The organism is Oceaniovalibus sp. ACAM 378, assembly GCF_008085915.1.
GTDB lineage: Bacteria > Pseudomonadota > Alphaproteobacteria > Rhodobacterales > Rhodobacteraceae > Oceaniglobus.
Genome location: NZ_VSJK01000002.1, coordinates 99,075 through 112,053, shown reverse-complemented (window position 1 = coordinate 112,053; position 12,979 = coordinate 99,075). Strand labels below are relative to the sequence as shown.

At 61.5% G+C, this 12,979-nt stretch carries 13 protein-coding genes and 1 pseudogene; 7 read left to right on the top strand and 7 right to left on the bottom strand.

Going from position 1 to position 12,979, the window contains the following annotated elements; translation table 11 throughout:
• The first annotated feature begins 43 nt into the window (after positions 1 to 43).
• Positions 44 to 442, top strand: coding sequence for a hypothetical protein (locus FQ320_RS02505; RefSeq protein WP_148469728.1), 399 nt, complete (start codon positions 44 to 46; stop codon positions 440 to 442).
• Positions 439 to 1,035: a DedA family protein gene (locus FQ320_RS02500; RefSeq protein WP_148469726.1), complete on the top strand. Its 597-nt coding sequence runs from the start codon at positions 439 to 441 to the stop codon at positions 1,033 to 1,035. Before FQ320_RS02505 ends, FQ320_RS02500 begins: the two co-directional genes overlap by 4 nt.
• Before the next feature lie 10 nt (positions 1,036 to 1,045).
• Here FQ320_RS02500 and dapA read toward each other — a convergent pair whose 3' ends face one another.
• The gene (dapA, locus tag FQ320_RS02495; RefSeq protein ID WP_148469724.1) at positions 1,046 to 1,921 is read right to left on the bottom strand and encodes a 4-hydroxy-tetrahydrodipicolinate synthase; all 876 of its coding nucleotides are present in this window, start codon (positions 1,919 to 1,921) and stop codon (positions 1,046 to 1,048) included.
• A gap of 136 nt (positions 1,922 to 2,057) precedes the next feature.
• On the opposite strand from dapA, the gene FQ320_RS02490 reads away from it, so the two are divergent.
• Entirely contained in the window at positions 2,058 to 4,049 is a 1,992-nt protein-coding gene (locus tag FQ320_RS02490; RefSeq protein WP_148469722.1) for a lytic transglycosylase domain-containing protein, read from the top strand.
• Positions 4,050 to 4,089: 40 nt separating this feature from the next.
• Here FQ320_RS02490 and FQ320_RS02485 read toward each other — a convergent pair.
• The 6 genes and pseudogenes from FQ320_RS02485 to dapD form a co-directional block, all read right to left on the bottom strand.
• A pseudogene (locus FQ320_RS02485) lies at positions 4,090 to 4,386 on the bottom strand (DUF2064 domain-containing protein); the annotation flags it as partial.
• A 17-nt stretch (positions 4,387 to 4,403) separates the two neighbouring features.
• Positions 4,404 to 4,820, bottom strand: a complete 417-nt coding sequence (locus FQ320_RS02480) for a GNAT family N-acetyltransferase (protein ID WP_148469720.1) — start codon at positions 4,818 to 4,820, stop codon at positions 4,404 to 4,406.
• A complete protein-coding gene (gene dapE, locus FQ320_RS02475) occupies positions 4,817 to 5,974 on the bottom strand; it encodes a succinyl-diaminopimelate desuccinylase (protein WP_148469719.1) in 1,158 nt (385 codons plus the stop codon). The genes FQ320_RS02480 and dapE overlap by 4 nt, the downstream gene beginning before the upstream one ends.
• Entirely contained in the window at positions 5,971 to 6,339 is a 369-nt protein-coding gene (locus FQ320_RS02470; RefSeq protein WP_148469717.1) for a hypothetical protein, read from the bottom strand. The genes dapE and FQ320_RS02470 overlap by 4 nt, the downstream gene beginning before the upstream one ends.
• Positions 6,340 to 6,414: 75 nt before the next feature.
• Complete coding sequence (locus FQ320_RS02465) at positions 6,415 to 6,660, bottom strand: GlsB/YeaQ/YmgE family stress response membrane protein (RefSeq protein WP_148469715.1); 246 nt, start codon at positions 6,658 to 6,660, stop codon at positions 6,415 to 6,417.
• 175 nt (positions 6,661 to 6,835) lie between these two features.
• Positions 6,836 to 7,663 (bottom strand): 2,3,4,5-tetrahydropyridine-2,6-dicarboxylate N-succinyltransferase, encoded by an 828-nt coding sequence (gene dapD, locus FQ320_RS02460; protein WP_148469713.1) that lies wholly within the window; start codon positions 7,661 to 7,663, stop codon positions 6,836 to 6,838.
• Positions 7,664 to 7,807: 144 nt separating this feature from the next.
• Between dapD and FQ320_RS02455 the strand changes: the two genes are divergently transcribed.
• The 4 genes from FQ320_RS02455 (at position 7,808) to FQ320_RS02440 (ending at position 12,979) form a co-directional block, all read left to right on the top strand.
• Positions 7,808 to 9,274 (top strand): PLP-dependent aminotransferase family protein, encoded by a 1,467-nt coding sequence (locus FQ320_RS02455; protein ID WP_148469711.1) that lies wholly within the window; start codon positions 7,808 to 7,810, stop codon positions 9,272 to 9,274.
• A 172-nt stretch (positions 9,275 to 9,446) separates the two neighbouring features.
• Positions 9,447 to 11,216, top strand: a complete 1,770-nt coding sequence (gene xsc / locus FQ320_RS02450; protein ID WP_148469709.1) for a sulfoacetaldehyde acetyltransferase — start codon at positions 9,447 to 9,449, stop codon at positions 11,214 to 11,216.
• Between the two features lie 63 nt (positions 11,217 to 11,279).
• A complete protein-coding gene (locus FQ320_RS02445) occupies positions 11,280 to 12,215 on the top strand; it encodes a phosphate acyltransferase (RefSeq protein ID WP_148469707.1) in 936 nt (311 codons plus the stop codon).
• Positions 12,212 to 12,979, top strand: a complete 768-nt coding sequence (locus FQ320_RS02440; protein ID WP_255509341.1) for a sulfite exporter TauE/SafE family protein — start codon at positions 12,212 to 12,214, stop codon at positions 12,977 to 12,979. The genes FQ320_RS02445 and FQ320_RS02440 overlap by 4 nt, the downstream gene beginning before the upstream one ends.

Sequence of the window (12,979 nt, the reverse complement as noted above, 5' to 3'; positions counted from 1 at the left end):
CCCTTGCCCGCGCCACGGACCCTGTCTTTTCTGAACAATGGGGTTGCCGGATACCCGGCAGTCGGAAACACTGGCCTATGGGAATGACGTGCGACTGAGTGATTTCACACTGGCGCTGCGGCGCAACTGGATCCCGGCGTTGGGGCTGATCTTGTCGGCCATCGTGGCGCTGTGGTTTGCCATCGGATTTGTGCTGGACGTGGCCCATCTGCGCGGCCCCCGTCCGCAAGACCCCGACCTGAAGGAATGGATGACCCCGCGCCATGTGGTGATGTCATGGCGCCTGCCGCCCCAAGTGGTGTTTTCGGTGTTCGATATCAAACCCCATGTAGACAAGCGTCGCAAACTTGATGACATCGCCGATGACCTTGGCATCACACTCGAAGAACTGAACGTCAGACTGCGCGCCGCGGCCGCCGTCTGGCGGGCCGTGCACCGGTGACCGGAACACTTCTGGCCCTTGTGCCCGAATACGGGCTTTGGATCGTTGCGTTGACGGTCCTTCTTGGATGTCTTGCCGTGCCTTTGCCCGCTTCGATGCTGGTTCTGGCGGCGGGCGCATTTGCGGCGACGGGCGATCTGATCCTCTGGCAGGTGATTGCGGCGATCTGGGCGGCCTACGTGATCGGCGACCAACTCGCGTTTCATCTGGCCCGCCGCGCCGGGCCGCCTCTGGTGACGCGCATACGCGGAGTTCGGCGTGTGGCTTCGACCGTGGATCGGGCGGAATCGCTGTTGCAGAGGCGCGGTGGGCTGGCCGTGTTCCTGAGCCATACAGTGCTCAGCCCGACCGGACCCTATGTCAGCTATATCTGCGGTGCCACCGGCGTCGGCTGGGCCGCGTTCACCCTGTCCGCGGTTCTTGGTGCGGTGGTCTGGACAGGCGCCTATGTTGCGCTGGGGTATATTTTCGCGACCGAGCTGGAATACATGGCCGAACTCGTGACCGATGTGGTGGGGATCGTCGCCGCGCTGGCTGTCATGGTGCTCTGTGGAATCTGGCTGCATCGCAGATCGAAACGCGACGCAGCCTGATATCCAAAGGTCAGTCGATCAACCCGGCATGGCGCATCGCCGCGCGAACCGCCTCTTTCGCAGTATCGGTCAGCCCGACCAACGGCAGGCGCACCTCATCGCTACACAGCCCCAGCAGCGACAGGGCATATTTCGCACTGACCAGCCCGGGCTCCAGAAACAGCGCCAGATGCAGCGGCATCAACCGGTCCTGATACTCCAGCGCCTTGGCGAAATCGCCGTTCAGCGTGGCGGTCTGAAATTCAGCACAGAGCTTTGGCGCGACGTTTGCCGCCACGCTGATGCAACCATGACCGCCATGGGCGTTATAGCCCAGAGCACTCCCATCTTCGCCCGACAACTGGACGAAATCCTTGCCGCAGGTGATCCGCTGGGACGAAACCCGGGTGATGTCGGCGGTGGCGTCCTTGACACCGATGATGCGCGGCAGCTTTGCCAAAACGCCCATGGTGGCGGGTGTCATGTCGACCATCGAACGAGGCGGAATATTATAGATGATGATCGGAATATCGGCGGCATCGTGAAGCGCGGTGAAATGCGCAATCATGCCCGCCTGTGTCGGCCTGTTGTAATAGGGCGTCACGACCAGCGCGGCGTCCGCCCCGACAGAAGCAGCATGGCGAATCAGCCGCATGCCTTCGGAGGTGTTGTTCGATCCGGCCCCGGCAATCACTGGCACCCGCCCAGCCGCATGGGCGACCACGGTTTCGACCACCTGTTCATGTTCGGCATGGCTCAGCGTCGGGCTTTCGCCTGTGGTGCCGACGGGCACAAGGCCATGAGTGCCCTGTTCAATATGCCAGTCGACCAGTTTCTTCAGCGTGTCCAGATCCAGCTTACCGTCCTTGAACGGCGTGACCAGTGCGACGAAAGATCCCCTGAACATGACACGCTTCCTTTATCTTTTGGGCGCTATGGCCCCGTTAAATGCACCCTCCGGTGCGCGCGGACCCTAGCGCCGGATCGCCGGATTGCCAAGTTTGTGTATTGATGTAATCGGGCATAAGGATAGGTTGCGCAACATGTACAATTTCCTTCGAAATATGCTTGTTTTTGGCCTTTTGCTGATCGGCGCGCCTTGGCCCGTCTGGTCGCAGATATCTGACACCGGAATCCGGCCCGTGCGCCGCCCTTTCGTGTCACTGGCCAGCCTGGCCGCAACCCAGGCGATGCAGGCGCTCAGGGCGGGGGATTGGGACACCGCGGCAGAACTGGGCGCCCAGGCCGGGCCGTTGATAGGCGATGTCGTCGAATGGCATCGCTTACGGGCCGGACGCGGCACATTTGACGAATCGCTGGCCTTTCTCAACCGCCATCCCGACTGGCCGGGTCTTTCCTATCTGAAACAGAAAAGCGAAGAGGCCCTGCCGCTGGATGCCCGTGGGCCCGACGTGATCGCGTTTTTTGCCGACCACCAGCCAATGACCGGGCACGGCGTCGTCGCTCTGGTCAATGCCTTTGCGGCGATCGGTGCCAATGGCGATGCCGAATCGATGGCGGCTTTGGCCTGGCTGGACATTTCAATGACCGCCGAGGCCGAGTTCGCGCTGCTACAGCGGTATCCGGACGTCCTGTTCCCCCTGCATGCCGTGCGGCTGGACAATATGCTGTGGCGGGATTCCGAAAGCGCCGCGCGGCGCATGCTGCCCCGGCTTGGCGATGCTGACCAGACCGCGCTGGCCGAGGCACGGCTGAGCCTGCGCAACGGGCGCAACGGAGCCGAGGCCGCGGTGAAGGCCGTGCCCACCGCCCTGCAATCCGATCCCGGTCTGGCCTATGAGAAATTTCGCGACGCCCACGCCCGCAACCGCGTTGACGAGGCGACAACCCTGATCCTGGAACACAGCACAGCCTACGAGCGCCTTGGGCAACCGGCAATCTGGGCGCGGGCGCGGCGCGATCTGGCGCGCACCCTGATGCGGGCGAAACGCCACGAAGACGCCTATGCCGTTGCCTCGTCACACTGGCTTGAATCCGGGTCCGACTATGCCGATCTGGAATGGCTTTCGGGGTACCTGTCGCTGAGTTTCCTTGACGATCCCGCCAAGGCGCTGATCCATTTCCAGAAATTCCGGGGGGCTGTGGACACACCAATCAGTCTGGGCCGGGCCGGTTACTGGGAAGGCCGCGCGCAGGAAGCTTTGGGCGATGAAGAAGCGGCTGCGGTCGCCTATGCTTACGGCGCGGAATATCAGACCAGTTTTTATGGCCTGCTCGCCGCCGAACGCGGCGGGTTGCCGATGGACCCCGAACTGATCGGCAAACAGATTTATCCGCCGCTGGCAGAATCGTCTTTTGCCGGATCATCGGTGCTGAAAACCGCCCTGCGGTTGCAGGCGGCGGGCGAACGGGACCTGTCGAAACGGTTTCTGGTGCATCTGGCAGAAACCCTGAGCGAACCCGAGCTGGGTACACTGGGCGATCTGGCATTGGCGTTGGGCGAACCGCATATGGCAGTGCTGATTGCCAAACAGGCAGCACAGGCGGGGATCACCCTGCCGCGGCCCTATTACCCTGTGGTCGATCTGGGACTTGGCAATATCCCGGTGCCTCTGGAACTGGCCCTGTCGATTGCCCGGCGCGAAAGCGAATTCAACCCCGGTGTGGCCAGCGGAGTGGGGGCGCGCGGGCTGATGCAGTTGATGCCGGGCACAGCACAGGACATGGCGAAAAAGCTGGGCTTGCCGTTCTCCCGCGCACGGCTGTTCACCGATCCGGTTTACAACGCCCGCCTTGGCACTGGATATCTGGCCGAACTGTTCGGCAGGTTCGGCCCCAATGTCACGCTGGTGTCGGCGGGATACAATGCCGGGCCGGGCAGACCGGACCGCTGGATTGGCGACTTCGGCGATCCACGCGCCGATGGTATCGATCCGGTGGACTGGATCGAGCATATTCCGTTCGATGAAACCCGGAACTATGTCATGCGGGTGGCCGAATCGCTGCCAATTTACCGCGCGCGTCTGACCGGAAAAACCGAACCGGTGCGCCTGACCGATGAGTTGAAACGCTGAGCTGCCGAATTTTTTAGTCGCTGGATTGGCGCATCAGATCGTGATGCCGTCTGACACCCGGGATGTCCAAGCCGATCACCGCCACCGGTCCGGGTTGCCGCAGCAACCGCCCCATCCGCACACCCAGTCCCCCCTGTCCCTGCCGGATACGCGGCAGATCGGTGGGCCAGACCCGGCTGATCATGCCTTCGCGATCAGGGGCCACGGCCAGCACCAGCCGCCAGCGCGGGTCGCGCAACCGGCGCAGGACTGGTAACGAAACCACCACGCCGCGGGCACCGCTCAGATGTCGCGTCCCAGCCGGTCTTTACCCGATTGATCGCGGTTCTTTCACCATTACGAAAAGCTTCGGTTTTAAAGCGTCAGGTCCATATCACGGTGCGCTATTCCGGCATCGTCATAGAGTGGCCCATGGGCGGTGAATCCCAGAGCCTCGTAAAATGCGATGGCATGGGTCTGTGCCCCCAGTCGCGCCAGCCGAACCGCCGGCAAGACGCGCAATTCGGTCAGGGCGGCACGGATCAGCGCCGCTCCGATTCCCGTACCCCGGTGTGCGGACAAAACGCAGACCCGCCCGATCTTGCCGATATCTCCGATGATAAACAAACGGGCCGTCCCGACCGGAACACCGCCCAGCATGGCCAGCAGGTGAATCGCCTCGCCATCCCGCCCGTCAAATTCATCTTCCGGGGTGATCCCCTGTTCATCGACGAACACGGCATGGCGCAGCCGATGGCAGGCGACAATATCGTCTGTTCGCGCAACGATCATGCAAAAAAGTCAGTGAGAACCCGCGAATAAATCGCCTTGAGCTGATGAATTTGCGCTACGTCGACACATTCATCGACTTGGTGCATCGTCCGCCCGACCAGTCCGAATTCAACGACCGGACAGTGATCCTTGACGAACCGCGCGTCGGAAGTGCCGCCAGTGGTGGACAGCTCTGGCGTCACACCGGTTTCTGCCGTGACTGCACGGGCCACCAGCGCCGACAGATCGCCGGGCGGGGTCAGAAAACTTTCGCCCGATACTTTGGTCGTCATCGCGAAAGCGATCTCGGTTTCACCTGCCACAAGGGCTGCCTCGGATTGCAGCCATTCGATGATGCCAGCCGATGAATGCGCATCGTTGAACCGGATATTGACCGTGGCGCGGCAGGTGGCCGGGATCACATTGTTGGCCGGGTTACCGGTGTCGATGGTTGTGACAGCCAGAGTCGAGGCGTCGAAATGCGCGGTGCCGGTGTCCAACTCGTGACGGGCCAACCTGTCGATCAGCCGTGCCATGGCCGGCAAGGGATTTTTAGCCCGGTGTGGATAGGCCGAGTGCCCCTGCACACCGGTCGCAGTGAAATACGCGGTCATCGAGCCGCGACGCCCGATCTTGATCATCTGGCCCATGGTTTCCGGACAGGTCGGTTCGCCGACCAGACAGACATCCATCCGTTCGCCGTTTTCGGTCATCCAGTCAAGAATTGCAGTGGTGCCGTCCACCCCGTCACCTTCTTCGTCGCCGGTGATCGTCAGCACGACCGCACCATCGGGCGGGGTGTCGCGGACGAAATCGACGGCAGCGGCAGCAAAGGCCGCAACGCCGGATTTCATGTCGCAAGCGCCTCGTCCGTACATCACACCATCGACAATTTCGGCCCCGAAAGGATCGTGCTGCCAATCGGCGCGGTTGCCCACGGGTACGACATCGGTGTGGCCATTAAAGCCAAAGACCCTGCCATTTCCAAGCTGCCCCCAGCGCGCGTGCAGATTGGCAATACCGTTTCTGTCGCAGCGGGTGCAGAGGAACCCGGCTTTGGTCAGCAGATCGGCCAACAATACCAAGGCGCCACCCTCATCCGGAGTGACGGAAGCGCAGCGGATAAGCGCCGCGGTCAATTCAACGGGATCGGCGGGGGTTTGGGGTACGCTCATCGGGGATTACCCCCCTCTTCGCTTGCGGCGACCTTGCCGGGGTCATCATAAAGCGGCGTCATCTGCGCCACGATCACCGAATTTTCATCTGACGCCCGCGCCATCAACGTCTGTTCGTCTTCGTCAATCTCGTGCCCTTCGGCCAACCGCTCTTCGAGGGTGCCATATCCGGTCACATCCAGCGGAGCCAGATCAGCCTGTTTCAGGATCGCCACGGTTTCGCGCACCGCCTCGCCCTCATCCACGCCCGAGGCATAGCAGATCAGCGCCGCACCGGTCGCGCCCTTGGGCAGGCCATCACCGGCCCGGCGACCGACCTGCACCAAAAGGGTATAGACGTGATGTATTTTTTCAGATTTTGCCATAGGCCGCGTCCTGCCAGCAACGGCAGGGCGCGTCCAGCATTATCATTTCCGGCGTGTCCTGTGGACCGGTCTATTCTATCGCGCGACGGCGCGCCATATGGCGATCAGCCCACAGGCACCGATCAACCCGACAATAAGTTGCGGCAGCCACGACCGCTCGGCATAGATGCCCAAGGCGGAAAGGATCAGGTTCAGCACAACGGCGCCGACGATTCCCAGTCCGATGTTCAGGATCAGGCCCGTGTCGGCCTTCATGATGATGCTTGCGATCCAGCCCGCAAGTCCGCCAATGATGATGGCTCCGATTAACCCAATTCCCATGTGCCGCTCCCCTCGTGCATTATGTCATGTGACGTATAAATGCGATGATCCGGCGAATTGTTCCCTCGCGCAGCGTGGATCTTGGGTTTGCGAGGGTCGGAAAATTTCAGCCCCCGGTGTCTGCCTTTAGGTGTGCAACGCCGGGGGCGGGTCTGGGTTTCTGCGACGATTGCGCTCAGTCGCGCAACAACTCGTTGATCGCTGTCTTGCTGCGGGTCTGTGCATCGACGCGCTTGACGATCACGGCGCAGTACAGGTTGATGCCGTTCTTGCTCGGCATCGATCCGGCAACGACGACCGAGTAGGGCGGCACTTCTCCATAGCTGACAGAGCCGGTTTCGCGATCGACGATCTTGGTGGATTTGCCGATAAACACGCCCATCCCCAGAACCGAACCTTCGCGCACGATACAGCCCTCGACCACCTCGGACCGCGCACCGATGAAACAGTTGTCTTCGATGATCGTCGGGCCGGCCTGCATCGGTTCCAGCACGCCGCCAATGCCGACGCCGCCCGACAGATGCACGTTCTTGCCGATCTGCGCGCAGCTTCCCACGGTGGCCCAGGTATCGACCATGGTGCCGGAATCCACATAGGCGCCCAGATTGACGAAGGAGGGCATCAACACCACACCGGGCGCGATAAAGGCGGATTTACGCACGATGCAGTTGGGCACGGCGCGGAAACCGGCGGTCTTCCACTCTTTTTCGCCCCATCCGGCGAATTTGCTGTCAACTTTGTCCCACCAGCCGGAACCCTGCGGACCGCCCTGCTGCATTTCCATATCCTTGATACGGAATCCCAGCAGCACAGCCTTTTTCGCCCACTGGTTCACATGCCACGATCCGTCGGCCTGTTTCTCGGCCACACGCAGATTGCCGGAATCCAGCGCCGCAAGCGTGTCTTCGATTGCCTCGCGGGTTTGACCTGTGGTTGCGGGAGTGATGGCGTCGCGGCCCTCCCATGCGGTTTCGATTGCGGCTTCCAATGCGGCGTTCGACATGGGGTGGGCTCCTTTGGCGCGTTTTCACATTTCAGGCTCATAAACAACAATACGGCCCGTACCGCAATCGACGACAGGGAACGGCCCACTTGCGCCCGTTCTGCGATAGAGCCAAACTGAGAACAGCGATAGGTCCAAAAATATATGTCCGTCCCCGCCGATTCTTTCTTCCTCGACCCCCGATCCGAGGGCACGTTGCAATTCCAGATCCAGACGATGGTTGCATCGGGCATTCTGGCCGGGCGGTTCCGTCCGGGCGAACGGCTGCCATCCACCCGGAGTCTTGCACGGCATCTTGGGGTCAGCCGGATCACCGTGACCCTGGCTTTCACCGAACTGCTGGCTGACGATTATCTTACCTCACGCGGGCGCTCCGGGTACTTTGTGTCCGACAATGCACCACAGCACCCCGCCTTTGCACCGAAACTGCGGGTGGACCGGGTGGATTGGACGCGCGCCATCGGTCAGCGGTTTTCCGGCGGGGTTGGGATGGTGAAACCTGCCGACTGGCAGAGCTATAAATATCCTTTCATCTATGGCCAGACCGATCCGACGCTGTTTGATCACGCCAACTGGCGATTGTGCGCACTTCAGGCGCTGGGTCAGCGGGATTTCTCGGCATTGACGTCGGACTATTACGATTCCGACGATCCGAAACTGATCGAGTTCATCGCCCGTCGCTCACTGCCCCGCCGTGGGATACTGGCGGAACCCGATGAGATCCTGATCACAATGGGCGCGCAAAACGCGCTCTGGCTCACGGCTCAGGTTCTGCTCACGCCGCAGCGCACGGCGGCAATCGAGGATCCATGCTATCCGGCGCTGCGTGATATTCTGGTGCAGTCGCGCTGTAATCTGGTGCCGGTGCCGGTGGACGACGACGGGCTGATCCCCGAGCAGGTGCCCGACGACGCACATGTGCTGTTCACCACGCCCAGCCACCAATGTCCGACAGCGGCCACCATGCCGCTGCACCGGCGGCAGGCGTTGCTGGACAGGGCGGCGGCCAATGACATGCTGATCGTCGAAGACGACTATGAATTCGAGATGTCGTTCCTCAAATCGCCGTCACCGACATTGAAGTCGCTGGATACCGATGGGCGGGTGATCTTTGTCGGCAGCTTTTCGAAGTCACTGTTTCCGGGGCTGAGACTGGGGTTTCTGGTAGGATCGGCGCCGTTCATCCGCGAGGCGCGGGCGCTGCGTTCAACGGTGCTGCGCCATGTTCCCGGCCATATCCAGCGCACGACCGCCTATTTCCTGTCGCTGGGCCACTATGACGCCATGATCCGCCGCACCAGTCGCGCCTATCATGACCGGCGGCGCGAGATGGAGTCGGCGATCAGCGATCTGGGGCTGGAGATCGCGGGGCGTGGCGCGTTCGGCGGTTCAGCCCTGTGGATGCGCGCGCCCGAAGGCACCGATATGGCCCGGATCGCGCAAGACCTGCGGGCCGATTCGGTGCTGATCGAACCGGGCCACCCGTTTTTCGTGGCCGAGGGCGCGCCGAACAATTTCTATCGGCTTGCCTATTCGTCAATTCCGACCAACCGTATCCGCAGCGGGCTGGAACTGGTGGCACGACATTTGAACCGGAATGGCGGGCACTAAGGCCGATACCGCCGTTACGGCACCGGCAAAATACCACGAACGGCTTGCATTTTGAGACCAAACGGCTCAAAAATATCTGGCTGGCTCTAGATCGACCGCGCAACTGGCCCTATCGCGGGGCAATGGTTGGCACTAAGACACGGTGCAATGCGCCCGTAGGAGGACACCGCAAATGAAAATGACGACCGAAGAAGCCTTTGTAAAAGTGCTGCAATCCCACGGAATTCGCCATGCATTCGGAATCATCGGTTCGGCCATGATGCCGATTTCCGATCTGTTTCCCAAGGCGGGCATCAAATTCTGGGACTGTGCCCATGAAATGACCGCCGGGATGATGGCCGACGGATACACCCGCGCCACCGGCGAAATGTCGATGATGATCGCGCAGAACGGCCCCGGCATCACCAACTTTGTCACCTCGGTGAAAACCGCATACTGGAACCACACACCGCTGTTGCTGGTCACGCCTCAGGCGGCCAACAAGACCATTGGTCAGGGCGGGTTCCAGGAAATGGAACAGATGAACCTGTTCAAGGATTGCGTCGCCTATCAGGAAGAAGTGCGCGATCCGTCCCGCATCGCCGAAGTTCTGAACCGGGTGATCCTTAAGGCGTACCGCGCCTCTGCCCCGGCGCAGATCAACGTGCCGCGCGACTTCTGGACTCAGGTGATTGATATCGACCTGCCCGCAGTTCTCGAATTTGAAACGCCTGCAGGCGGCGCGGATGCGGTGAAAAAGGCAGCCGAGCTTCTGTCATCGGCAAAATTCCCGGTGATCCTGAACGGTGCAGGCGTGGTTCTGGCCGGTGGCATCAACGCCAGCATGAAACTGGCCGAAAAACTGGATGCGCCGGTCTGTGTCGGATACCAGCACAACGATGCTTTCCCGGGTTCGCACCCCCTGTTTGCCGGCCCTCTGGGCTATAACGGCAGCAAGGCGGGAATGGAGCTGATTGCCAAGGCCGATGTCGTTCTGGCGCTTGGCACCCGTCTTAACCCGTTTTCCACCCTGCCGGGCTATGGCATCGACTATTGGCCCAAGGACGCGAAAATCATTCAGGTCGATCTGAACCCTGACCGGATCGGTCTGACCAAATCCGTGGCTGTCGGCATCGTCGGTGATGCGAAAAAGGTCGCCGAGGGTATCCTTTCGCACCTTGGCGAAAACGCCGGCGATACTGGACGCGATGCGCGCAAGTCGATGATCGCACAGACCAAATCGGCCTGGGCACAAGAACTGACCAGCCTCGACCACGAGGATGACGATCCGGGCACAACCTGGAACGAACGCGCCCGCAACCGCGAGCCGGAAAAGATGTCGCCGCGTCAGGCTTGGCGCGCGATTCAGGCCGCTCTGCCCAAGAATGCGATCATCAGTTCGGACATTGGCAACAACTGTGCCATCGGCAACGCCTATCCCAGCTTTGAGGATGGCCGCAAATATCTCGCACCCGGATTGTTCGGTCCCTGCGGATATGGCTTTCCGGCGATCTGCGGCGCAAAGATCGGCCAGCCCGATGTGCCCGTCGTGGGTTTTGCAGGCGACGGCGCCTTCGGCATTTCGATGAACGAAATGGTATCGGTGGGACGGGACGACTGGCCCGCCATCACCATGGTGATCTTCCGCAACTATCAGTGGGGCGCCGAAAAGCGTAACACGACCCTGTGGTTCGATGACAACTTTGTCGGCACCGAACTGGATACCAAAGTGTCCTATGCGGGCATTGCCAAGGCTTGTGGGCTTGAGGGTGTGCAGGTGACCACGATGCAGGGTCTGACCGATGCTCTGGACACTGCCGTCAAGGCACAGATGGCCAATGGTACCACGACCTTTATCGAGGTGCTGCTGAACCAGGAGCTGGGCGAACCATTCCGCCGCGACGCGATGAAGAAACCAGTCGCCGTTGCCGGTGTCAGCGGTTCGGACATGACCGTAGAATAAAGAAAACGCCGGGCCCGCGCCGCAAACGCGCGGGCCCGCTTCCTTAAACCACAAGGCTTTCAAATGTCCGACGTCCGTTCGCCCTTTCTGTCTGATACACCGGCAGTCTGTCCGACAGGTCTGCTGGACATGGCCCGCGCCGCCGGGGCACCCCGTGTCGCCATCGCTCGCGCCGGTGCGCCCCTGCCGATGCAGGCCGCGATGGATGCGACCCGCGCCGGGATCATGCACCCGATCTTTACCGGCGAACCCGATCTGATCCGCGCCGAAGCGCGTGCGCTCGACTGGGACATATCCACCTTTCCGCTGATCGAAGCGACAGGCGAAGAAGCATCGGCCAAGGCCGCCGCCGAGGCCTGCGGGCGTGGCGACGCCGATGTGCTGATGAAGGGTCAGTTGCACTCGGACACTTTCATGAAGGCCGCTCTGGCTCGTGATGCAGGGCTGCGCACCGGGCGGCGGCTGGTTCATATCTTTTACATCACCCATCCATCCGGCGGTCGCCCGCTGTTGATTTCCGATGCGGCGGTGAACGTATCGCCCAACATCGAAACCCGCCGCGACGCGACCCATGCGGTGGTCGATCTGCTGCATCGTCTAGGCACCGCCCGGCCGCGTGTCGCGTTTCTGTCGGCCACTGAAAGCGTACTCCCTGCCGTACCCTCATCGGGCGAAGCGGCAGAACTGGCCGAATGGGCACGGGACAATATCACCGATGCCGATTTTTCGGGTCCGCTCGCGCTGGATCTGATCCTGTCGCCCGAAAGCGCTGCCACCAAGGGTCTGACTGACGATCCGGTGGCGGGATACGCCGATGCGGTGATCGTGCCCGATATCGTTTCGGGCAATGTGTTGTTCAAATCGCTTGTGTATCTTTCGGGGGGCTGTGCGGCGGGTATCGTCACGGGCGCCTCGGTGCCGATCCTGTTGACCTCGCGCGCTGATCCACCTGCGGCCCGGCTTGCCTCGGTCGCACTTGCCGCCATAAGCCGTGCATGAACCTGTTCGATATCACGGCAATGACGGATCTGAGCGCGGGAAACCTCGCGATCCTCTTTGGCATCGTCCTGCTTGCCGGTCTGGTACGCGGTTTTTCAGGGTTTGCCCTGTCAGCCATGACGATGGCCAGCGCGGTGCTGATCCTGCCGCCTGTCGAACTGATCCCGGTGTGTTGGTGGCTGGAAATGACAGCCTCGGTCCTGATGGCGCGGGGCGGCTGGGCCGAAGCGGACCGCCGTGTCGTCTTTGGCCTTGTCGTCGGATCAATGGTCGGTGTGCCCGTGGGCTTTGCGCTGACCATGGCGCTGCCGGTCGAGATCAGCAAACTGGTCGCGCTCGTCGTGATTCTGGTGCTGGCCGCGACGCAACTGGCGCGGATCCGGCTGGCATTTCTGGCCACAAAGCCGGGGCTTTATGGCGCGGGTCTGCTGGCCGGGATCGCCACAGGAATTGCATCGGTCGGCGGAATGGTTGTCGCGCTTTATGTTCTGGCCTCGGACAGTCCGGCGCGTCAAATGCGTGCGTCGCTGGTGGTGTTCCTGCTGTTTTCGACCGTCACGACACTGGCCACCCTGCTGTGGTTCGGTGCCATGGATGGACGGACGGTGGCGCGCGGTCTGTTTCTGGCACCTGCCGCCGCGCTGGGTGTCATTGGCGGAAAGCTTCTCTTCACCCCACGGTTCGAACCATGGTATCGCCCGTTTTGCCTGTCGCTTCTGATGGGGCTGGCCGGACTGGCCCTTGCGCGCACGGCGCTGACATGA